Raw genomic sequence first — 22,874 nt, forward strand, 5'->3', positions numbered from 1 at the left:
GCAAATATAAGAAATTAGCCGTGCAGGCTTAACAATACACCAACAAATATTTTGTAAAATTATCACTACAGCTTAAGCAATTCTAAAAAAACCTTTTTAATTCTTAGCCTGTCTTCATCAGTTAAATTAGACCCAGATGGTAAACACAAGCCGCTTTCAAACAGATTTTGAGCTACATTTTTGCCGTAATAGGAATAATTTTCAAAAACAGGCTGCAAATGCATCGGTTTCCACAAAGGTCGGGATTCAATATTTTCTTTTTCTAAAGCCAATCGGATTTTTTCAGATGTAATTCCGTTTGTTTTGGCTGAATCAACTACAATAGCTGTCAACCAATGATTTGAAACATAATCCGTATTAGGTGCATCAAAAACTGTAATTCCTTCGATATCCTGAAACAATTCTTTGTAAAAATCGTTCATCTTTCGACGCAAAGTGACATGGGCATCCAATACTTCCATTTGTCCTCTACCAATACCCGCACAAATATTACTCATGCGGTAATTGTATCCCACTTCCGAATGTTGGTAATGAGCTGCGTTATCCCTTGCCTGGGTAGCTAAAAAAACGGCTTTATCTTTTAATTCCTTAGTTGGGGTTACAATAGCTCCACCTCCTGAAGTAGTGATGATTTTGTTCCCATTAAAAGACAAAACTCCGATAGTTCCAAAAGTACCGCATTGCTGTCCTTTATAAGTACTCCCTAAGGCTTCAGCACTGTCTTCTAAGATCGGAATTTGATATTTTTCGGCAATGGCTTTGATTTCATCCACTTTAAATGGCATTCCGTATAAATGCACAGCAATAATTGCCTTCGGTTTTTTACCTTTGTTTATGCTGTCTAAAATGGCCTCTTCTAAGACTAAGGGACATAAATTCCAGGTATCTTCTTCGCTATCCACAAAAACAGGAGCCGCCCCCAGATACAAAATAGGATTTGCCGAAGCCGAAAACGTCATCGACTGACAAATCACGGCATCGCCGGCCTGAACGCCTAACAAAACCAATCCCAAATGAATGGCCGCTGTTCCGGAACTCAAAGCCCCTACATGAACCGTACTACCTAAATATTTTTCTAAATCGGCTTCAAATCCGTTTACATTAGGCCCAAGTGGCGCAACCCAGTTTGTCTCAAAAGCTTCATTGACATAGTTGCGTTCACTGCCTCCCATATGAGGTGAAGAAAGCCATATTTTTGAGTTATTCATTTATAAAGTGATTTCGTTTATTTTTCATAGAAGTTTTTTTTATTTTCAGCTTTGAGTCTGTTTCAAATTCATCAAAATAATACCCTTTAGGGATAGCAAAAATTGATTTTGATGAATTTTAAATAGATTCTTGACTTATATACTTTTTTTACTCTTTATAATTCTACCAGGGTTTCCAACCACCACAGCATAATCAGGTACATCCTTAATAATTACGGCACCCGCTCCAATAGTAGTCCATTTACCAATTTTAATTCCCTGAATTACTTTGGCCCCAATTCCCACATGAGTTCCTTCACCAATAATTACTCCACCTGCTAATGACACATTAGGCGAAAGATGAACATAATCCTCCAAGACACAGTCGTGTTCCACCACAGCAGCAGTATTAATAATACAATGCTCCCCTACTATGGCATCAACATTTACAATTGCTCCCGGCATCAGTACTGTCCCTGTTCCTATTTTAGAAAAGCCCGAAACGATTGCTTTTGGATGAATGGCCCGATAAAAATCACCACCAATTCTTTGAACTATTTGCTGGCGTATTGCATTATCTCCAATAGCAATAATACATTTTTGATGCTTTTGCAGAATAAAATTTTCAGAATGAACAACTTGTATTCCCAATAATATTTGCGTTTTAGGATTGTCATCAATAATAGCAGTAATAATTTTCTGATTGGATTGTAAAATATCTACAACTACTTTACAATGTCCGCTTGCACCAAATAAAATAATTTCAGTTTCCATTAAATGGTTCAATTGTAGCAGCATCGGCTGCGTTAATCCCTTCTCTTTTTACTACTTTCAAAATGGTTTTGAATAGAATTTTAAAATCCAAAACAAATGAAATATGATCTACATACCAAACATCCAATTCGAATTTTCTATCCCAGGAAATTGCATTACGCCCATTAACCTGTGCCCAGCCCGTAATTCCTGGCTTCACTTCATGACGCCTATTTTGAAAATCAGAATAAAGGTGTAGGTATTGCGGTAATAATGGTCTTGGCCCTATCAAACTCATATCCCCTTTGATAACATTGATTAATTGCGGAATCTCATCTAAAGAAGTTTTACGAACAAAAGAACCTATTTTAGTCAAACGCTCAGCATCCGGCAACATCTTTCCGTTTGCATCTTTTTTGTCGTTCATAGTCTTAAATTTGACAATCTTAAAAATCTTCCCATGCAATCCAGGTCGCAACTGAAAGAAAAAAGGCTTACCCTGATTAGCAAAAAACAAACCAATGGTAACTAACAAAAATAATGGACTTAGCATAACAAATCCTATCATTGATGCTGTAAAATCCAATAAGCGTTTAAAAAATAATTTATACACTTTTTTCTAATTTTTTATATTCATTCAATATCCCTTCCCATACTACTTTTTGCTCATAACGGGAAACAATCATTGGTCTTGCATTCATTTGTAATTGCGAATAAAATTGTGAATCCTTCATTATTTTATTCATTGCTTCCAAAAGTGAATTTGAATTTTTAACAGAAATGATAATTCCGTTGTCTCCATCAACAATAATTTCATTAGAACCATTAATATCTGTCACAATAGCTGGCAATCCCATGGCACCTGCCTGCAAAACGACATTCGGAAATCCTTCCCGATAACTTGGAAAAACGAGACAATCAGAAATGGAAAAATAGGAGCGGACGTCTTTTTGGAATCCAACTGAAATAATATTGGGATTGTTCTCTATTTCTTTTAAGGTTTCAGTTTGTAAGGGATCTAATTCAGTTTCCAGAGGACCTACTAAGAGGAGTTTTAAATTAGACCCTTCGACAGGCTCAGGGTGACAGTGAGCTGTCGGTTGTGAGTTGTCAGTTGTGATTTGTCGGTTATTCACAACTATGCTCTCGTTCTCAACTACGCTCTGGTTCTCGACTGCGCTCGAACTGACAACTAAATGCTTAAAAGCATTCACCAATTCGTTTATTCCTTTATCCCCCACTAAGCGACCAACAAAAATAAAAACAAAATCATTTTCGCCAATACACAACTCTTTTTTTAAGGCTTGTTGCTCCTGAACAGATACTTTCTCTTTTGAAAAATAAGCTGTATCAATTCCGTTGACATTGCCATTAGCTATTACTTTCAAGGGTTTGGAAGTAATTTTGTACTGTATCAAATCATTTTTGACTCCGTGTCCTTCGGGATAAATATGTGTAGCACAACAACACAAAACCTTATCCATCAGAATCAATATTTTTTGTAACAAACCGGTTTTAGAAGGAAAAATCAACCCTGTAAAAGTATGTATACGAACAGGAACACCAGCCATTTTTCCCGCTATCATAGACAACAATCCTGCTTTTGGAGTTATCGAATGAACTATTTGTGGTTTTTCTTTTTTGAACAAAAGATACAATTTCCACAAAGACAGCAAGTCTTTTAGCGGACTAATATTGCGTTGCATTTGCAACGGAACAGTTCTTACTTGCTCTCGTTCGGCTAACCTCTTTAAATGTTCATCGTCACCAGAAACTGCCACCACTTCAAAATGCCCGCTCAAAAAAGCCAGTTGTCCTTTGAGCAAGAAATCTAAGGACATCGCTACAGTAGAGGTGCGAATGAGTTTAGGTTGCAGCATATACTCTTTGGTATAATTCAATATGTTTTTGAATCATATTCTGAATATCATATTGAGCAGCTCTATTCTGACATGCTTCAACAGTTCGTTCATACAAGGTCTTATCCTCTAAAAGTTCCTGAATTCGTTCTGCCAATTCCTTAGCATTGCCTAATTCAAATAAAACTCCTGCCCCCCCTACAACTTCCGACAAACCTGGAACATCAGACGCAACAAAAGGTTTTCCTGATGCCATCCCTTCAATAGAAGAAAGTGATAAACCTTCATATTTAGAAGACAATACTATAATATCAGCTGTTTTTAATAATCGAGGAATATCCATACGCTGACCTAGAAATACAACTCTTTTATCAAAACCTAATTCAATAACATGATTTTCGCAGTTTTTCAATTCATCACCTTCTCCTACCAAAACCACATAATAATTTTCAGGAAGATATTGTAAAGCCTTTACTAATGTCATTTGGTCTTTTCCTTTTCTAAATGCAGAAACTTGTAATATAATTTTCTGTTCTTGAGTTAATATAGGATGAATTTCTTCTTTATTTCTTGATTTTGCATTCTGAATCATTTCAATATTTACTCCATTATAAATAATTTCTATCGTATTAAATTGTTTCAAATAGTTATCATAAATATTTTTAATTTCCTCTGTAATACATACTAATTTTTTATATTTAGTATATATCCAAGATTCAAGAGGCTTAAAAATTCTATTATTGATTCTTCTATTAGATGTACTATGCTCTGTAAAAATCAATTTACATCTATTTTTAAGAGAAATATTAGCCAAAACAGTAAAATACTGTGCTGGAAACAAATGTACATGAGCAATATCATAATCTTTAAGATATTTTCTTAATTTTAAAATGTTTCTCGGTGAATAAATATCTTTATAATTCAAAGAATGATTTAAGACAATCACTTTACAACAATTCAAATCCATTAAGGCTTTTGTAAAAGGATGATTATTTTCCCAAAAAAGCAATAAATCCATTTCAACACCTTCTTTTCGGTATAAAGGAATAGTGTCTAACAATAATTTTTCAGCACCTCCAGTTCCTAAGGAATTAATAATTTGAAGTACTCGCATTTATCTGGTTTTATAACGTATATAAAGATTTAAAAGAACCCCTACAGGCATGGCTGTAAAAACTAAAACTGGTTTATCGGTTTTATAAAGCCAAGATAGTTCTTTTGCAAAGAATGCAGACGATACCAAATGTATCGCATTTTTAAACCGTTCTTTAAAAGTTTTACCATATTTAATCCTACTAACTCTGGAAAAAGCAAAGCCATTAGGGTGTTTTCTGTACTGTTTTAAAATATTCATTGAAGAACCATCTGCCTGATATTCTACAATGCACAACACTTCATTTACCGGTTTTAAATCATAATCCTGATCAATTAACAAATACAAATAATCCAAAGGTACAAACCGCTCGTTCTCATAAAGAGGATACTTAGGATATTTTTTTACTATTGCTGTGCGATACACAATTTTTTTATCTCCTTTAACCTGATGTATAGAGTATAATTCATTCAGTTTGACTGCTGTTAAATTTTCCGGAATGACAGTCCCTATAATTTCACCTTCTTTATTTGTGTCAAGCCCTAAAATTCCAGCATAATTTTCTTCTAAATTTGCACATGCCTGCAAAATAACAGCAACTGCATTATCCGGCATAAAATCATCCGAATCGATACACACATTAAACTCAGTTTGAATATTTTCGTAAGCTGTATTATGTGCCCCATGCATCCCCTGATTCTCTTGATAAATATATTCAATATGAATTTCATTTTCCTGTTGCCAGCTAGCCACTAAAGTTCTGGTTTCATCCATTGAACCATCATCAATAATCAACCATTCAAAATCTTGTGAGGTCTGATTACAAAGGCTTTTATACAATTGAGGTAATAAATAAGCCCTATTGTAAGAAGGGGTAAAAACAGTTAAACTTTTCATTTAGCCAAGTACTACATTCATAAAAAAAGTAAATCCAAAATAAGCCAACAACACTAATCCTAAAACCTGATGTTGTTTCTTCAATTGAATTTTAGTTAAAAAGGGATAAACGATAACTATTCCCATCATAAACCAGGATAAATAGGCAAAACGATTGGAGAAATTGGCTCTAATTACCAAAATCCAAAAAGCATTAGCTGCCAGATAAACACAAACCAATCGGTTGTAAGTTGGATCTATAAATTTCTTTTTAAATATAAAAAAGTAGGCTGCATATACTGCCGAAGCACTATACATCAAAAAATCCCAACGAAAGCCCGTACTCGAAAACGAATCATTATTCACATTCCCATCAGTAAGATAACTTACTCGTTCATCTGCCATTAAGCCTGCAAAAAGCCCTTCCCAAAAACCTCCCGAAACTAATGACAAAGGAATACATAACAACCAGCCATAAAAATATTTCTTAGAATTATTATAGAAGTAGGTCAAACTCAATGCCACAGTGGGAATCACAATCGATTTATGAAAACCAAACGCTATTACAACAAACAAAATTTTAAAAGCCATTTTATCTCTTGATAAAGCGTATAAAAAAAGAGATGTCGCTATTCCGTTTCGAATTCCATTCGTTCCAAATGACCAAAAAGAAAAGGAAGTTATTAGAGCTAAAAAAGCATAAAAACTGTAATTCTTAAACCATTTTCTACAAGCACTCCACAGGGGTAAAACATATAACAATGTACAAAACAAAAAATACATCTGAATATTCATTAAAGAAGAACATAACTTTGTAAATGAATTAAAAATAATATCTCCATTAAAATCAGGTGACTCCCCCCTTTGATATCTTTCAAAAAATTGTGCATAAGTACCCATATCTCCAAAAACCCAACTTAATGGTCTTAATCCCATATAGACTAAAGTGAATACCAGAATTAAAACCTCAAAAGTTTTATTTGTTTTAATGCTCCTTGAATCTGTAAGAGGAACTAAATTAGATCGTAAAAAAACAACGAGTACTATAAACAATAAAAAATAGTAATATAACGAACTGTAAAAAAGAGCCGGAATAAATTCAAACATAATCTTAAGAATTCAATAAATTAATCCAACGTTGCATCACGACGGAAGTGGAGAATCTTTCACTATTTACTTTTGCGGCTAATCCAAAAGCTGTTCTTCGATTTTCTTTCTGTATTAAAACTAAAATTTTTTCAGCTAAATCTTTTATATTTTGATTTTCTGCCAATAATCCATCTTCTCCATTTGTGATAATATTACGAGGGCCATTAGGACAATCGAAAGAAACGATAGGTAAGCCTACGGACAATGCTTCTAATAAAACCATTGGAAAACATTCTGTTTGAGAACTCATAGTATAGATACTATAATCCATAAATGTTTCTGTCATATTGGAAGAACTTCCCTTAAAAAAAATGACTTTTTCCAAATGATTTTCTTTAATTATCTCTTCTAACTGCTTTTGAGTATCTAAATAATCTTCGCCATAAAAATGCAATTCCCATTCGGGAGCTATTGCATGCACTACTTTCCATGCTTCTATCAATTTTTCAAAACCTTTTACAGGGGCAATTCTGCCAGCCGCAACCACTTTTTTATTCATCAAATTTGCTGTTACTTTTGGGATGGTTACAGGATTAGGAATTACCACTGCATTATCACTTTTGTAACAAGAAACTTCGTCCTGATTTAAAACCACTAAATAATCGTATTTTGATTCCACCCAATCATTCAATTGATAGTATTTCTTTTTAAAAAAAGAAGTCGTTCGATTTCTTAATTGCGATTCAAAATAACGGGAGGAATGAAATTCTTTTATTTTTTTAGCTTTCTTATATAAAAAGGGAACAAAATAAGTATCAAAACCAAAATTAGATACAATAACAACATCGGGCTGTAGTGTATAAAAAAAACGATTTAATTGATAAATATGATTGAGTACTTTCTTTAAATTAACCCACGAGAAATAACTCTTCTCTCTATTATAATTAATTCCCAAATCTACCGTCTGTATTTTTTTACTTAAAGGATAGCAGGGACTTTTTTCCTTTTGTTGATTAGTTAAAACAATAACTTCATACCCACAGACATCAGCAAAATAATTGGCTTTTTCAGCCAACACTTTTTCTATACCTCCATGAAGATAAATTTGATCAGTAGAAAAAACTATCTTCATTACATCAATGATTTAAATAAGGCATCCCATTGTTTCATAATGGAACTAATATCAAAACGCTGTACATTTTGAAATGCTTTTTTTCCCATTTCTAAACGCAACTCGGGATTTACAATCAAATCCTTTAGTGCATTAGTAAATTTTTGTACATTTTGATTTTCTATTAAAAAACCGTCTTCCTTATTCAATATAATATCCCTGGGACCGGATGGACAATCAAAAGAAACACATGGAAGACCACAAGCCATAGCTTCTATTAATACCATCCCAAATCCTTCGGATCTGGAAGGCAACACCATAATAGACGTCTTTAAATATTTCTCTTTGATATCAATCACAGGATTAAAAAAACTTACTGAATCAGATACAACTAATTCTTCAGCTAACTTCACAAATTGTTGTTCTGAATCTATTTTTCCATAAATTGTCAGCTCCCAATCCGGATGCAGAACAGAAACTTCTTTCCATACCTTCAATAATATATCATAGCCTTTATTGTAAGAATGGGATCCAACTGCTATCACTTTTTTTTGATCTAATGGATTGCCTGACTGGGGTTCAAAACTCAGAGGATTGGAAATTACAACAATATTATTTCCTTTCCATTCTTTTGTATTAGAAGCTGTTAATACAACAAATTTTGCGAATTTTTTAACTTGAAATTGCATCAAAATTCGAATTAATTTCCCTTTGATGGAATTATGCGTGTTTAAATTAATAGAAGCATGTCGTTCGTAAATTATTGGAATCAGAGTTTTTAGCATTTTAGGAACAAAAAAACCTTTTAATCCATCATCACAAACTGAAATCACATCAGGCTGCAATTCTTTAACAATTTGCTGAATCCCTTTTTTATACGCCAATAAATATTGAATAAAATTTCCCTGAACAGGAATACTATATGTTTTTATTTTATCCGAAAAACTGTAAAAAGTTTTTTTATCATTATCATTAAGACAAAGAATACTAACATCATAGGCATAATTCTCTGCTAAATAAGAAGCTTTAACCGAAAGTACCCGTTCTAAGCCTCCTGCACCATTAATCCCGTTTGTGATATAAAGCAGTTTCATCTTAATTTATTAATAATAGGTTGCTCTAAATATTTATAAACTAAAAAACTCAATCCAATACAAAAAATTGCTATCAATACTATTGATGCAAAATGCGGCATACCATAACGGATTAAATTATAAATCAAAATATAGCCTATGGTTTGATGTAACAAATATAATGGATACGAAATTTCACCAAAAAAAATAAAAATACGATTATTTAAAAATGATAATTTTTGATATATCAAAAGATAAAAAACTAAAACAAATAAAGAGGTGAAACAAAATACTTCGACACTATCTCTTACGAAGAGAACACTTACTAATGCTAATAGAATAAAAATATGCGGATATAACTGCTTCTTATTTTTGTATAACAAATTAAACATTATTCCGATAATAAAAAAAACACCAAATTTAAGATTCAATAGTACGTCAATTAATGATGGCCGCAATAGAACTACATACATTAAAACTAACCATACTAATACTACCAGAAAAATATCTTTAATTATTTTTAATCTCCAAAAAAAAATCATCATTGCATAAAAACATAATTCAGGCAACAAAGACCAATAGGAGCCGTCAATATTCTTAACATGGAAAAAACCTTGAAACATTAAGATATTAAAAACTTTATCTTTCAAAGAAAAATCGAATTGTGCTGTATTATCAAACAACATAACTATCAAAGTAATCAACAAACAGATCCAATAAGTTGGATACAATCTTAGAAAACGTTTATAAACAAATTGCCTTACACTATTAATTCGATCTAAGGACATAAATATTACAAAACCACTAATCATAAAAAACAATTCTACTCCATGATGTCCAAATTGAAAATCAAAAATTGAACTAAAATTATAATGAAGGCTAGCTCTAAAAAAACTTGTATAATGATAAAGCATAACACTCAATGCTGCAATCCCTCTTAAAGATTCCAGCTCTGGAATTCTATTTAAATTATTATTCATTCCAAAGTCTTGAATTATAATCCAGAATTTTATTAATCACAACAGAACTACCAATACAACAAAAAACTAATAACAAAAATATAGGCAATACATACTTAGTACTATAGATAAATGATTTAAAAAATATCATATAAAAAAACATATGAACTAGCCAAATATTAGTCGAGTGAGGGGTAAAAAAATCGAGTATTCTATTTAAAATTGGTTTTAATTCTAATTGTAGAAATAAGAACAAAAATATAATTCCAGTGAACGGAGCAATTATAAAATTGGGCACTATTCCATGTAATACAATTAGCATAATTGTTCCACCTATAAAAAGTAAATTCTTATTATTTATAAGATTAATAAGCTGGCTAATTTTATTATTCCAAGAAAACCGTAAAGCAAAAGCACCCAGCATAAATTGAAACAATGTACAAATATACAACACCACTTGTGTTTGAATGTGATTAGCTACATTATTGTTATAAATTGGAACTTTATAAATTCTAAAATAAAAACCAATAACATATAACACAAAAAGTGATATTAGAAAAAGATATGGATTTATTGTATCAAAAAGTCGAAACCAGAAATGGGACGTTAACACAAACAAAACATAGATTGTAAAAAACCACCAGGCTCCATTATAGGAAGTAACTACAGCTGATAAATTTCCTAAAAGCTTTATGATAGAACCCGGATAATTTTCTTCCCCTAATAAAAACCCTAAACCAACAGGAAACAAAAATATGATAATCCAATAATTCAAATACATTTTTTTCAAACGCCTAAGATTATCTTTTCTATAAATTGTTTGATTTTGCAGGTATTTAAAATACAAACCGTAACCACTGACAAAAGCAAAAATAGGTACACAGGCATCACAAAACAACGAAACATAATAAATTAAAGGCTTTGAACCGATGTATAGCAAGGGGGCGAACAATCCTTCATAATCCAGGCTATTGAATAAATGAAGACACAGCATCATTAAAATGGCGATAGATTTCAAATGATTGGATTGCTGAATCGAAATCATATTTTAATTAACCCATTAAACTTCTTAAGCGAATCTTCTTTATCAGTATTTTTTTTATCCGCCAAATTTGCAACAATACGCTTCTTAAAACCTTCATCATCTATGTATTTAATAATAGATTGAGCTATTGATTCTGCATTCATTTCACAAATAAGACCTGTTTCATTATTTTTTAATAATGAATGGGCTGTTGAGAAATTAGTCGTAACAATAGGCTTGCATAATATAGAGGCCTCGATAACCGTCAAACTTAATCCTTCAAAAAGAGATGTTTGAACATAAATATCACAAGTTCGGATATATGGGTAAGGGTTCGACTTAAAACCCTTTAAAATAAAATTATTTTCTAATTTTTCAGTTCTTATCAATTGTTCTAAAAATGAACGTTCTCCTCCTTCTCCAATTACATACCACTTTATTTTTTTTCCTTTATCAACCAATATTTTACAAGCATCAATGGCTAAATGAAGTCCTTTTTCTTTTGATAAACGACAAACAGTTAAAATAGTAATCTCATCATCCTGTTTAATAAATCCAATTTCTTCAAAACTTCGTTTTTTAATTAAATCATCATCTGTAATATCTTTTATAACATCTAAATTCATACTTACTCCTACTGATTGCATTGCATCAATAAAAGAACATTTACTTTGTTCAGATACCGCTATAATTTTATCAAATATTAGATATTTATCAAGATCATATTCAGGTCTAAAACCAGCTTTAGTATAATCTGTATTCAACCATGTTATTTTTTTCGATGCTTTTAATTTTTCTGCAACGAAATAAGTAGAAAATCCTTGGCTATATGCTATTGCAATTCCGTATTCTTCGCTAAAAACTTGAATAGAAGATTTGAAACTAGACCAAAACATTTGTGCTGAGTGAAGTTTTTCCTTTGTAAATTTACGTTGTAGCAAAAAAGAAATTCGGGCTTTCATTTTTGAAACAAAAGACATTTTTGAAACAAAATCAAAATACACAACATTAACCTGCTTTGGCAGGAACTGTTCAAAATTACCGCCTTTTTTAATCAGAATCAAATCCACTTTACATATACTGTAATCCAAATTGTTTAGTAAAGTAACTAAACTTTTTTCAGCGCCACCACAATCTAAAGATTCTATAACAAATACTATTGAAATCATATTTGAATTGAGGATTTTATAAAACTATTACTATTAGAATCCAATGAAAAATATATTACTTACAAAAACACTCATTTTATCCGGATATAAGATGACCGTAAGGTATCTTATTAATCAAAAAGGTCACTATTAATGACATTATAATACACAATATACTTATCAAAGGAATAGCTATAATTGGATTTGTAATTGAATAATTTAAATCCAAGCTATCTAAAAAACTTAGCATTAATACATGCGATAAATAAATCCCATAACTATGTTTGCTTACTGTATTGACTACTAATTGTAACTTAGTTTTTTGAAAAGAATAACTCTTAAAAAACAAAAACACCCCAATAGCTTCTATTATAACATTAGGAGATAAATAATCATAAAAAGCTTGATAAAACACCCCTTGTTGCATTGTTTTTAAAACAGTAGCTATCATTGTAAAACCAAAGCCTACGATAAATAACAAAATAGATAACTTTACTGTTTTTTGACTATTAAATTTATAGGCTAAATAATACCCTAATACAGGATAGCCTATAAAACCTGAAAAATAAGTTAAATCTATATTAGGAATAAACCTTGATAAATATGGATGCTTTAAAAACATCACAAAAAACCAAAAAACAATAAAACATCTAATTTCTTTTTCACTCGAATTTAATATCCACTTATTTAGTATTGGCAAAAACAAATATATTCCAATAATCATATACACATACCACAAGTGATATGATGCTCCATCTTTAAATTGTAAATAAACAAATTTAACACACTCCAGAAGACTCAAATCTGTTTCTATATTATATTTCAAAGCTAAACTATAAACAACATATATAGAACTCCAAAACAAAAAGGGTAATAATATTCTAAGAAATCTCTTTTTAAAAAAACTTTCAATCTCTATAGGCTTCGACAACAGTAAAGCTCCTGTAAGCATTAAAAATATGGGGACACAAAATCGAACTAGACTGTCAAAAAAATTTCCAATTTGCCAGTCATTAACTTTTATTGTTCCATAATTATATAATATCGGAAAAGCTACATGCAAAACAATAACTGATAATGTAGCCAATGCTCTTAGATTATTCATCCAAGCTATTTCTAAATGGTTTCTTTTCATCGTTAATTAATAATCCTTATCTCTAATTAACAATCTTGACTATTGACTTTTTGTATCCACTTTGTCATAATATTTTTTTAATTTCAACTGTTGTATCCTCAGCTAATAAAGCTCTTGAACATCTATTCCTTAATTCAATATCTGATAGCATTTCTCTAATTCCGTCATACAAACCATCTGTTGAAATAGCTACAATCAAACCATCTTCCTTGTCAATAATCAAATTAGATGCGCTGGCAACATTGGTAGTCACTACAGCCCTGTCAAACATTTTAGCCTCATGAATAGTCAGACAATACCCCTCATGCAAAGAGGTTTGAACGTATACATCACAATCTCTTAAATAAGCATAAGGATTTAATTGTGCCCCTAAAAGAACCATTTTACTTCCGATTTTCAACAATTCAATTTGGGACTCCAAAACAGACTTTAAATCACCGTCCCCGATAACATACCATCTAAAATCAAAACCGTCTTTATCCAAACGTCTCACTACTTCAGGAATCATATCCTGACCTTTTTCTTTAGAAAGTCGACCTAGAGTGACTATACGCAAACCGGTAAACCCATCTGTAAAACTTTCTCCCTGAAACGCCTTAATCACTAAATCCTGCTTGCTAACTATATTTCGAAAAACAGTTGACTTGTCTTTAAATTGAGGAAAAACTTGATCAAAAATTATTTTTGCATTCTCAGAAACACAAAATATTTTATTAAAAGCAGAATAATATTTATTTCCAAAATTAGTATTTAATAATACCTCACGAATATCAAAATGAATCCACTGATATTTTTTAGGAGCTTCAATATGTTTTAAAACAAAATAAGAAATAAAATCAGAAGGCCCTGCAAAAGCAATAGCCACATCAGCACTATAATTCGATTTATACCCTTCTAATGCGGCTATATAGTTATAATACCAGGATTTTGAAATTTTTACTTTTGCATATCTCAAAATAGTATTCAAAGCATTCCATAGCTGTCCGTATTTTATTTGTATTTTGGCTAAAGCTAAGGGAGGATCAAAAATAACCGTCTTTATACTTTCAAAAACATTTAAAATCTCAACATCAACCCAAGATGGAATTTCTTCCCTCAAAACACCTCCATCTTCTAACAGGAGCAAAGTTATTTTTAAATCTTTATCTGCTAAGGCATTAATAAAAGACAATAGTGCTTTTTCAGTACCTCCCAAATTCATTTTATGGGACATTAAGAGTATATGCTGCACGATTTTTTATTTAAAAAATTAGTTTTAACAAACCATTATTTATTGCAACAAATACCTTAAATTCAAAAGTATACTTGTTTTGAAATTATTTAAGCTAAAAAAATGATTGGGGTTTGAACTTAATAATAGAGTATTGTATCTGAAAATATGATTTAAAGCTGAGATTTTGTATCCTGCTTCACTCAAAGATTTACTTCTAATCAAATACTGTTCAGCCTTCCATTTTTTTATTTGTTTTATTGCGAATTTGTTTGCTAAAAGACTATAATATTCAATCATATTATCTAAAGAGCTGATGCTCATTTCAAACCTCTTATCATCACTGACTTTACTCCAAACTCCTACATCACTAACCCTATAACATGCCCCATTAAAATCAAAATAATGGGTAGCTCCTAATTGATGTAAACGATATATTAAAAAAGTATCACCATTCTTAGCCTTTTCGAAATAATGATAAAATGTATCATCAAAGGATATATTTCTATACAGCAAGGTTTGCACAAATGTATCTTTATCTACTTTAGTAGTTTGTTGATTTTGAATTAATACTTCATTTTTTTCATTTACTACATTTCTATCATGGCAACACATTATATAGTTTGGATGCTGCTCCATAAAATCAACTTGTTGTTGCAGTTTAGTAGGCTCTGTCCAATAATCGTCGCCTTCGCATAGGGCAATGTATTTTCCTTTAGCTTGCCTTAATGTCCAAATAAAATTGGGCATCATTCCTATATTTTTTTCATGTCCTTTGTAGATAATGCTTATGTTCGAAGGAATTGTTTCAGTTTGTAGAATAGTATCAATTACTTCAGCTGTTTTGTCTGGAGAGCAATCATTAGCAATAATAAGTTCTACTTGAAAATTTACTTTTTGTTCTAAAACTCCCTTTATGGCCTGCTTAATAAATTTTTCATGTCCATAAGTTATCATTACCACTGTAACCATCGCATTGCTCATCATAAATTTCTTTTAATAACAGCCGGAACTCCGGCAACCATAACATTTTCAGGAATATTTTCACGAACTACTGCTCCGGCAGCAATAATGGTATTTGATCCAATTTCTACATCCGGAAATATTATAGAACCTGCTCCTACTTGTACAAAATCACCCAACTTGCATCTCCCCAATAAAGTTACTCCGGGAGACAATTCGCAAAAATTTCCAATTTGTACGTCATGGGTTATTATTGAATTATAATATATCATTGTACCTATTCCTATTGTTACATCATTACTGATTCTAACGCCTGACAATATATTGCATCCTTGACCAATTTCAACCCCAAAACTTCCGATTTCTGCCTGTTTGCTTATTGTAGATTCAAAGTGACCTCCCAATGCTTCAAACTTTTCAAATAATTTAAATCTAAGCTTCGGATTACCTATTCCTAAAGTGAACTGATTACCGTTTTCTTTAAAGTTTTTTTTTACTTCCGACACGCTTTTCAAAACTCGAAATTTGTTGTAAAGCATTGTTCGATTATCTTGACTTATATCATCATAAAAGCTTATTTTTTCATTTGTCCCATTTTGATATATGATTTCCAAAACTTCTTTTGCAAAGCCTTTAGCACCTACAATAAGCATTTCACTATTTATTTTGAGCGTTGAGTAATAAATTGCAAATCAAATCGACTTCCTCTACTGAGAGATCATAATACAAAGGCAAACATAATACCCTACTTGAAATATCTTCTGTAAAAGGTAAAAATTGCTTTTCAACATAAGGCAATGAATCAGATAAGGAAGGATAAAAATACCTTCTTGTAAACACCTCATATGTTTGCAAGAAATTGTAACACTTTAACATAAATGCTTCTGATTCAAACACAAGTGGATAATAAGCATAATTATTCCTTGAATTTTGGTGCCATTTTGGCTGAACAGCTTTTAAAGCTTTTAATTTTTCATTATACCGCTCCGAAAGTAATTTCCGCTTTTCACTGATACTATCAATATAAGTAAGATTTGTCAAGCCCATGGCAGCATGAAACTCGGAATTTTTACCATTTATACCTAAGGTGGCAAAGGCTTCAGGACCATCAAAACCAAAATTACGGATATAAGCAAGTTCTTTCAACAACGTATCCTCTTTAGTAATTACTAAGCCACCTTCTATCGAATGATAGAGCTTGGTGGCGTGCAGACTACAAGTAGAGATATCGCCATATTCAAATATGGACTTTCCTGCGACCTCTACCCCAAAAGCATGAGCAGCATCATAAATAACCTTAAGATTATGTTTCTTAGCAATTTTGTCAATAGCTTCTACATCACAAGGATTTCCATAAACATGAGTTGCCAGAATTGCAGATGTATTAGGAGTTATTGCTGCTTCGATTTTAGTTGGGTCAATATTTAAACTCAATGGATCTATATCGACAAAAACGGGCTTACAAGCTTCCCATACAATAGAACTGGTGGTGGCTACAAATGAAAATGGAGTTGTAAGTATTTCACCTTTCAAACCCAAAGCTTTGATGGCCATTTGTATAGCTACGGTGCCATTAGTTACAAACAATAAATTCTTTACTTTCAAAAAATCTTTCAACTTAATTTCTAGATCATTTGATAAGGGTCCCATATTAGTAAGCCAATTGCGCTGCCAAATGCCTTCTACGTATTGTTGATATGCTTCAATTGGTGGAAGAAATGGTTTGGTAATTAATATCATAAATAGAAAATAATTAATTGCTGTACAATATTATTTATTCTTAGGTAAATAATAATTTTTAATAGTTGCTAGTAAAGGAACTAAATATTTAATACTTAATTTTGTTTTACTCAGTATAGTTGGTAGTTCTTGTATTAGTTTTCTTTGATTATATACAGTTGACAGATAATATATATATACCATATATCTTGTATATGCCACTGCACTACTGCCTTCCTTTCCAAGATCTTTATAAACTGCTACTAACTCATCTACTGCTTCAAAGCGTTTTAAATATTCTTTGGGTGTGACAGTATAAGTCTCCTGAGCTTCATGAATTCGCCAATGGTAAACAGGCTCATTATTCACAATTATATCGCCAGTTGAAATACATTTGAGAAAAGAAAAATAATCGATATCTAATAGATTCCTATTGTAAATGTTTACACTTTTTGCTTTTTCAGTATTATACAATTGTGAAGCATGAGAAAAGCCATAATCATGTTGAATATTTGCTAAATAATCTTTATTTTTAATCAAATAGGTATGCTCATTCAACATTATTTTTGCTATTCCAGATTCTTCTATTTTTTGAAGCGGGGTATTGCCTTTATAAAAGGCAATTTGCTCCTTATCAAATTGATTAATGCTGGTTATCGCATTTGCCACGAAATTATTATTTACCAAATAATCATCTCCATCTAAGTTCATAAACCACTCCCCTTTAGCCAAATTAAAAAGAGTAGCACGATAGTTAGCTACCCTCCCTAAATTTGTCTCATTCCTATGAATAAGGACTTTGGGATTATCCTTGTAGTCAGCCAAAAATTCAAAAATATCATAGTCTGGAGAACAATCATCTGCAACAATAATCTGTAAATTATCATAAGTCTGGGCTAAAGCTGAATCTAGTGCGCCCTTAATAAATCTTTGCTGATTATATGTCGGAATTTGGATAGATACAAGTGGATTAGTGCTCATGAAATCGTACTTAAGGTATTTTATAAAGATTTAAATTATTATTTTTTAAAATTGTAAATCTAATTATTAATATTTAAGAGAGCTTCTTAAAACAAATTATTGTTTAAAACGGCTCAATGTCTAAACAGAATTATTGATACTTAATAACTAACTGTTTTAACAAACATTTTACTGAAAAATTAGAATCTTTGCCTAAATTACTACAATTCAAAAAAAGCATCAATTAATCAATGAATAAATTTCGTAATTATCGCAAAATTCCCTTTAAAAACAAGTGTTTATTTAAAAGCTAATTTCTGTCTCAAAACAAGTTGATTTAGTTTTCCACTAATTTTGGCGAAGAACCAAAAATTATTTTACTAAACAAAATGGTTTATCCTAATAATTTAGTATAATTCCATCGTGATAATTAGGTACTAATATATAATTTAAAAAAAATGTTTAGTAAATGATAAAACAATCTGGTTCTCAAAATAGGTAAGTCCCATGAAACAAATTAATTATACGAACATATATTAAGTCACTTATAATAATAAATCCAATATTAATTTCATTTTAGAGATTCAGCAATAAATTCATCAATATCATTAGATAAAATTAACAGCTTTTTTCTTTTTATTTCTTCAATAGGCCAATCCCACCAAGCAATCTCTAATAAACTTTTAATTTGTTCACTTTTGAATCTATATCGTATAATTTTAGCTGGGTTACCGCCAACGATAGCATAATCTGGTATGTCTTTTGTCACAATGCTACCTGCACCAATGACAGCTCCATTACCTATATTCACACCTGATAAGATAGTGACGTTATTGCCTATCCACACATCATTACCTATAAATACATCTCCCTTCGAATTATTATCTTTTTTTAAAGTAATCATATCCTGATTCAAACCTGAAAATGGATATGTTGTTACCCAATCTGTTTGATGTTCTCCTCCAAGTAAAATCGAAACATTACCACCTATTGAACAGTAATTGCCTATCGTCAATATTGTTTCTTGACTCCAATCATATATATATGGTGTCCCATAAGTCCCAACACCAATCTTATATTTTTCATACCGTGGATTTTCCTTCATGTATATATTTGAAGATGTGGTATTCGACTCAACTCCCAATATTTTCCTTAGTAATCTTTTTAAAAATTCAACCATTATCTATTAATTTGTCGTTTAAAATTTTTCTATCGCTCATAAAGTTTAAGTAAATTTTTATTGCTAATATTAATTTACATGTTTCAATCTTTTGTTTTGTTTAATTAAAAAAATATCACTTCTTTAACATACTATGTTTTAATAAAATCTAACATATAAGTAATTGGAACGATTTGTTGTAATATTATTAAAATGAATCGACTGTATGTCATTCAATTGGATAAATGGATTTGTCAAAAAACAAAAAACGACATTATATCGGTTTCACTATTTATCTAACTTTGTATACATAAATATTTATGTGACGATAAAGTGTTAAAATGTAATTTATGAAATAAATTTAGAAGCGAGACATATTAAAGTTTAGTAAAAGTATTTTTATTGATGCAAATTGAGTTCGCCCTAAAAAAGCTCTTTCCACATAACTAGATAATTTTACATTCCTTGCAAAACGGTCAAATTCTTAAAATAATTAGACTTTTGTTTAAGTGATTCAAAATTACCCGAAGCAACTATTCTCCCCTCTTCTAATAGGTAAATTACATCCGCATTTTTAACCGTTGATAAGCGATGGGCTATAGAAATTATGGTTACTTTACCTTGAAGATATTCAATGCTATCCTTAATTTCTTTTTCCGTTTGTGAATCTAATGCCGAAGTGGCTTCATCCATAATTAAAATATCTATATCACGATAAAGCTCACGGGCTATTGAAATACGCTGTTTTTGACCACCACTTAAATTCAAACCATTATTCCCTAAAACTTCATTATAGCCATTAGGTAATCCGTTTATAAATTTATCTATACTGCTTAATTTTATAGCATTCAAAAATTGCTCTATATTTTCTGCTGTTCTTTCTGCCCAAAAGGTAACATTGTCAAAAATATCAGCATTAAAAATAGTGGTATCCTGAGAAATATAACCTATACGAGAGCGATAGGACTGTAAACTAATTTCGTTTAACGGAATAGAATTAACCAAAATAGCTCCTTGATCTACTTTTAACAAAGCTGCAATAATATTGACCAGTGTGGTTTTTCCGGAACCAGTTTCACCAATAAATGCTATCGACTTATTTTTAACAATTTTTAAATCAATCCCTTTTATTACCTGTATATCACCATAGGACAAATGAAGATCCGAAAGTTGAATTTCGTCTATTTTTTCTACATTTATGATACCTGTATCTATTTCTTTGTGTTGAATTAAATATTTTTCGAAATCACGCATATTTTCCATGGAACCAATACTAGCTAAATAAGTATTCCATGAAATTTGTAATGACATGATGTATGCCATAGCACGATAAAACAGAACTAATATTATTAAGATAGCCGATAATGATGATTTGAACACCAATAATTGAACCCCAATAACAGCACAGACCACCAAAATCATAATAGGCTCACGTATAGAAGTGGTTAATCCTAATAACTTCCCCCCGCGAATCGAATTATCAATCGCTAAATCTAAAACACTAAGCATACGGCAATTAAACAATTCATTACGTTGAGTGGCTTTTAAGTATTTAAAATTATTCACGGATTGAATGACCAAACTGGAATATTCATGGGCATACTTTGTGTTCTCTCTGGATAAATTCTCGATATGCTTATAAAAAAATCGATAAATCAAATTAGAAAGCACTCCTCCTATAACAACCAGCAGAGAAAATTTCCAATCCATAAAAAAAGCAAAACCTAAATATACAAATACAACCATGGCATTTTTAATGGTCTCGATATAAGACCTACAAGCATTAACCACATTATTAGCCTCTCCCGTTAATGTATTTTGCAAACGTCCAATATCCGAAGAAACAAATTCAGAAAATTTTAATGAACTTAAACCTAGGGTATTTTGAACACGTATTTTTTTAACAAAAGTTTCAAGATTTACGGCTTGATAGGCCATTGTAAAATAAGTAAATAAGGCTTTCAAACTAAATAGTAACATAATTAACAATAACATGGTAATTATATTCATTGGAAGATGCAAAAACTGAAATAAAGCACTAGTATATTCTATTAATCTGCCATTAGCGCCCTCTGTATTTGTATTCCCATCGGCTATTTGTAATAATGGAATAAACATGGTTAATCCAAAACCATCCATTAAAACATAAAGAAAATTGAAAACTAATAAGATAAAAATTTTATTCCCAATATACTTATAGAAATAATATAAGGTGTCAAATTTTTTAACTATAAATATTTTAATCTTGTTCAACATCTTGATTTTATATTGTCAAATAGCTTTTTGTATATTTTTTCAACACCTCCTTTTACTCCAGCAACTCCGGTTTCTCTACTTCCAACTCATTATACAAATCCTTCACATCCTGCGAATATTCTTTTTGCAAAACCAGATTAGCATTCTCTGTAGCTACCAAAATAGTATTTTTCATGCCTATAAAAGCCGTGAAATTTTGAACACCTATTACCATATTGCCGTTTTCATCCACAGGATGCCCTTTAGCCAATAAATAATCATAAACGGATTCAAAAGAACCTAAATCAGACCATAAAAACTGCGAATGGATTACTTTGATTTTCTTAGAGCGTTCCATCACCGCATAATCGACACTAATTGCAGGAATCTCCATAGACAATTCCAAATCTAACTTACCGTTGTCATTATGATCCCAAACTTTTTTAGATTTTTTATAAATCTTAGGCTGAAAATGCTTTAATTCTTCTAACAAAACTCCTGCCTTAAAACAAAACATTCCGGAATTCCATAAGAAATTTTTCTTAGCCAAAAATCCTTTAGCAGTCACCAAATTGGGTTTTTCTCTAAAGGATACAACATTTTCGCCTTTAGCCTCAATGTAACCATAACCCGTCTCTGGTTTAGTAGGTACAATTCCAAAAGTCACAATATTGCCTTCTCCCGCTTTTTTAATAGCATCTGCTACAGCAATATCATATAAATCTTTCTTTTCGATAATATGATCCATTGGAGTTACAATCAAAATATCCTCCGGATCAGCTGCAAATGCTGCAAAAGCAATAGCCGCTGCAGTATTACGGGGTGTCGCTTCAACGATATCTAAATAAGGGATATTTTTCTTTTCTAAAATAGCTCTGCTCAAATCGCAATTATCTATATTCCCTACCACAATTACCTTATCAACGATATCCTGATTACGATCAACCGTCAATTCAAACAAAGACTTGCCATCAAAAATTTCTAAATATTGTTTGGGTCTGCTCTTACGAGACAAAGGCCACAAACGACTTCCTACACCACCGGTAAGGATTACATGTATAATGTTATGTTTTTTTTCCATATTAACTGTTATCAGTTATCGGTTGTCTATCATCGGTTGTTAAAAATAGAAGCCGATTAAAAACAATTTTTCTATATCTTATTTATTTTCAATTTTTACACCTCCCTAACCCTCCTCAAGGAGGGAATTCGCAATGTATTATCGGGACATAGTAGTTTCTTTAGAGAAGTTAGAAGTATGTTCATTTCTTTAAATCACACAAACCTTAAAAAATTTTCTTTTCAAACTCACATTAAACAA

Annotated in this window: 21 protein-coding genes; all 21 read right to left on the reverse strand. The window is 31.2% G+C overall.

Annotation, left to right across the window (positions count from 1 at the left end):
• Positions 1 to 65 precede the first annotated feature (65 nt).
• Entirely contained in the window at positions 66 to 1,208 is a 1,143-nt protein-coding gene (locus BLR17_RS11210; protein ID WP_066329302.1) for a DegT/DnrJ/EryC1/StrS family aminotransferase, read from the reverse strand.
• Positions 1,209 to 1,343: 135 nt separating this feature from the next.
• Entirely contained in the window at positions 1,344 to 1,961 is a 618-nt protein-coding gene (locus BLR17_RS11215; protein ID WP_174544391.1) for an acetyltransferase, read from the reverse strand.
• On the reverse strand, positions 1,951 to 2,553 hold the full coding sequence (locus BLR17_RS11220) for a sugar transferase (protein WP_066329303.1): 603 nt from the start codon (positions 2,551 to 2,553) through the stop codon (positions 1,951 to 1,953). Before BLR17_RS11220 ends, BLR17_RS11215 begins: the two co-directional genes overlap by 11 nt.
• Positions 2,546 to 3,820, reverse strand: a complete 1,275-nt coding sequence (locus BLR17_RS11225; protein WP_083189523.1) for a glycosyltransferase family 4 protein — start codon at positions 3,818 to 3,820, stop codon at positions 2,546 to 2,548. Before BLR17_RS11225 ends, BLR17_RS11220 begins: the two co-directional genes overlap by 8 nt.
• Positions 3,807 to 4,913, reverse strand: a complete 1,107-nt coding sequence (locus BLR17_RS11230) for a glycosyltransferase (protein ID WP_066329305.1) — start codon at positions 4,911 to 4,913, stop codon at positions 3,807 to 3,809. The genes BLR17_RS11225 and BLR17_RS11230 overlap by 14 nt, the downstream gene beginning before the upstream one ends.
• Positions 4,914 to 5,789 carry a glycosyltransferase family 2 protein gene (locus tag BLR17_RS16435; RefSeq protein WP_066329306.1) on the reverse strand — a complete coding sequence of 292 codons (876 nt, stop codon included), beginning with the start codon at positions 5,787 to 5,789 and terminating at the stop codon, positions 4,914 to 4,916.
• Positions 5,790 to 6,875 (reverse strand): EpsG family protein, encoded by a 1,086-nt coding sequence (locus tag BLR17_RS16440; RefSeq protein ID WP_066329307.1) that lies wholly within the window; start codon positions 6,873 to 6,875, stop codon positions 5,790 to 5,792.
• Positions 6,876 to 6,879: 4 nt separating this feature from the next.
• The gene (locus BLR17_RS11245) at positions 6,880 to 7,989 is read right to left on the reverse strand and encodes a glycosyltransferase family 4 protein (RefSeq protein WP_066329308.1); all 1,110 of its coding nucleotides are present in this window, start codon (positions 7,987 to 7,989) and stop codon (positions 6,880 to 6,882) included.
• Positions 7,989 to 9,062 carry a glycosyltransferase family 4 protein gene (locus BLR17_RS11250; RefSeq protein WP_066329309.1) on the reverse strand — a complete coding sequence of 358 codons (1,074 nt, stop codon included), beginning with the start codon at positions 9,060 to 9,062 and terminating at the stop codon, positions 7,989 to 7,991. The genes BLR17_RS11245 and BLR17_RS11250 overlap by 1 nt, the downstream gene beginning before the upstream one ends.
• Complete coding sequence (locus BLR17_RS11255; RefSeq protein WP_066329311.1) at positions 9,059 to 10,021, reverse strand: acyltransferase family protein; 963 nt, start codon at positions 10,019 to 10,021, stop codon at positions 9,059 to 9,061. Before BLR17_RS11255 ends, BLR17_RS11250 begins: the two co-directional genes overlap by 4 nt.
• Entirely contained in the window at positions 10,014 to 11,045 is a 1,032-nt protein-coding gene (locus BLR17_RS11260) for an acyltransferase family protein (protein ID WP_066329312.1), read from the reverse strand. Before BLR17_RS11260 ends, BLR17_RS11255 begins: the two co-directional genes overlap by 8 nt.
• Entirely contained in the window at positions 11,042 to 12,193 is a 1,152-nt protein-coding gene (locus BLR17_RS11265; RefSeq protein WP_066329313.1) for a glycosyltransferase, read from the reverse strand. Before BLR17_RS11265 ends, BLR17_RS11260 begins: the two co-directional genes overlap by 4 nt.
• Positions 12,194 to 12,269: 76 nt before the next feature.
• Entirely contained in the window at positions 12,270 to 13,307 is a 1,038-nt protein-coding gene (locus BLR17_RS11270) for an acyltransferase (RefSeq protein ID WP_066329314.1), read from the reverse strand.
• 64 nt (positions 13,308 to 13,371) lie between these two features.
• A complete protein-coding gene (locus tag BLR17_RS11275; protein WP_066329315.1) occupies positions 13,372 to 14,538 on the reverse strand; it encodes a glycosyltransferase in 1,167 nt (388 codons plus the stop codon).
• Between the two features lie 39 nt (positions 14,539 to 14,577).
• On the reverse strand, positions 14,578 to 15,501 hold the full coding sequence (locus BLR17_RS11280; protein ID WP_169817170.1) for a glycosyltransferase family 2 protein: 924 nt from the start codon (positions 15,499 to 15,501) through the stop codon (positions 14,578 to 14,580).
• Complete coding sequence (locus BLR17_RS11285) at positions 15,501 to 16,133, reverse strand: acetyltransferase (RefSeq protein WP_066329318.1); 633 nt, start codon at positions 16,131 to 16,133, stop codon at positions 15,501 to 15,503. The genes BLR17_RS11280 and BLR17_RS11285 overlap by 1 nt, the downstream gene beginning before the upstream one ends.
• Before the next feature lie 4 nt (positions 16,134 to 16,137).
• On the reverse strand, positions 16,138 to 17,220 hold the full coding sequence (locus BLR17_RS11290; RefSeq protein WP_066329320.1) for a DegT/DnrJ/EryC1/StrS family aminotransferase: 1,083 nt from the start codon (positions 17,218 to 17,220) through the stop codon (positions 16,138 to 16,140).
• A 30-nt stretch (positions 17,221 to 17,250) separates the two neighbouring features.
• Entirely contained in the window at positions 17,251 to 18,180 is a 930-nt protein-coding gene (locus BLR17_RS11295; protein ID WP_066329322.1) for a glycosyltransferase family 2 protein, read from the reverse strand.
• Between the two features lie 550 nt (positions 18,181 to 18,730).
• Entirely contained in the window at positions 18,731 to 19,339 is a 609-nt protein-coding gene (locus BLR17_RS11300) for a CatB-related O-acetyltransferase (RefSeq protein ID WP_083189528.1), read from the reverse strand.
• 435 nt (positions 19,340 to 19,774) lie between these two features.
• Positions 19,775 to 21,574 carry an ABC transporter ATP-binding protein gene (locus BLR17_RS11305; protein ID WP_066329323.1) on the reverse strand — a complete coding sequence of 600 codons (1,800 nt, stop codon included), beginning with the start codon at positions 21,572 to 21,574 and terminating at the stop codon, positions 19,775 to 19,777.
• A 52-nt stretch (positions 21,575 to 21,626) separates the two neighbouring features.
• Positions 21,627 to 22,634: a mannose-1-phosphate guanylyltransferase gene (locus BLR17_RS11310; protein WP_066329324.1), complete on the reverse strand. Its 1,008-nt coding sequence runs from the start codon at positions 22,632 to 22,634 to the stop codon at positions 21,627 to 21,629.
• Between the last annotated feature and the right edge of the window lie 240 nt (positions 22,635 to 22,874).

The sequence above is a fragment of the Flavobacterium glycines genome (genome assembly GCF_900100165.1).
GTDB lineage: Bacteria > Bacteroidota > Bacteroidia > Flavobacteriales > Flavobacteriaceae > Flavobacterium > Flavobacterium glycines.

What these genes read in the sequence shown, in the direction of transcription:
- BLR17_RS11225 (WP_083189523.1), bottom strand. Translation starts at nt 3,820, where the DNA reads ATGCTGCAACCTAAACTCATTCGCACCTCTACTGTAGCGATGTCCTTA.
- BLR17_RS11255 (WP_066329311.1), bottom strand. Translation starts at nt 10,021, where the DNA reads ATGAATAATAATTTAAATAGAATTCCAGAGCTGGAATCTTTAAGAGGG.
- BLR17_RS11295 (WP_066329322.1), bottom strand. Translation starts at nt 18,180, where the DNA reads ATGAGCACTAATCCACTTGTATCTATCCAAATTCCGACATATAATCAG.
- BLR17_RS11215 (WP_174544391.1), bottom strand. Translation starts at nt 1,961, where the DNA reads ATGGAAACTGAAATTATTTTATTTGGTGCAAGCGGACATTGTAAAGTA.
- BLR17_RS11290 (WP_066329320.1), bottom strand. Translation starts at nt 17,220, where the DNA reads ATGATATTAATTACCAAACCATTTCTTCCACCAATTGAAGCATATCAA.
- BLR17_RS11285 (WP_066329318.1), bottom strand. Translation starts at nt 16,133, where the DNA reads ATGCTTATTGTAGGTGCTAAAGGCTTTGCAAAAGAAGTTTTGGAAATC.
- BLR17_RS11270 (WP_066329314.1), bottom strand. Translation starts at nt 13,307, where the DNA reads ATGAAAAGAAACCATTTAGAAATAGCTTGGATGAATAATCTAAGAGCA.
- BLR17_RS11305 (WP_066329323.1), bottom strand. Translation starts at nt 21,574, where the DNA reads ATGTTGAACAAGATTAAAATATTTATAGTTAAAAAATTTGACACCTTA.
- BLR17_RS11230 (WP_066329305.1), bottom strand. Translation starts at nt 4,913, where the DNA reads ATGCGAGTACTTCAAATTATTAATTCCTTAGGAACTGGAGGTGCTGAA.
- BLR17_RS16440 (WP_066329307.1), bottom strand. Translation starts at nt 6,875, where the DNA reads ATGTTTGAATTTATTCCGGCTCTTTTTTACAGTTCGTTATATTACTAT.
- BLR17_RS11280 (WP_169817170.1), bottom strand. Translation starts at nt 15,501, where the DNA reads ATGAGCAATGCGATGGTTACAGTGGTAATGATAACTTATGGACATGAA.
- BLR17_RS11300 (WP_083189528.1), bottom strand. Translation starts at nt 19,339, where the DNA reads ATGGTTGAATTTTTAAAAAGATTACTAAGGAAAATATTGGGAGTTGAG.
- BLR17_RS11210 (WP_066329302.1), bottom strand. Translation starts at nt 1,208, where the DNA reads ATGAATAACTCAAAAATATGGCTTTCTTCACCTCATATGGGAGGCAGT.
- BLR17_RS11260 (WP_066329312.1), bottom strand. Translation starts at nt 11,045, where the DNA reads ATGATTTCGATTCAGCAATCCAATCATTTGAAATCTATCGCCATTTTA.
- BLR17_RS16435 (WP_066329306.1), bottom strand. Translation starts at nt 5,789, where the DNA reads ATGAAAAGTTTAACTGTTTTTACCCCTTCTTACAATAGGGCTTATTTA.
- BLR17_RS11245 (WP_066329308.1), bottom strand. Translation starts at nt 7,989, where the DNA reads ATGAAGATAGTTTTTTCTACTGATCAAATTTATCTTCATGGAGGTATA.
- BLR17_RS11265 (WP_066329313.1), bottom strand. Translation starts at nt 12,193, where the DNA reads ATGATTTCAATAGTATTTGTTATAGAATCTTTAGATTGTGGTGGCGCT.
- BLR17_RS11310 (WP_066329324.1), bottom strand. Translation starts at nt 22,634, where the DNA reads ATGGAAAAAAAACATAACATTATACATGTAATCCTTACCGGTGGTGTA.
- BLR17_RS11250 (WP_066329309.1), bottom strand. Translation starts at nt 9,062, where the DNA reads ATGAAACTGCTTTATATCACAAACGGGATTAATGGTGCAGGAGGCTTA.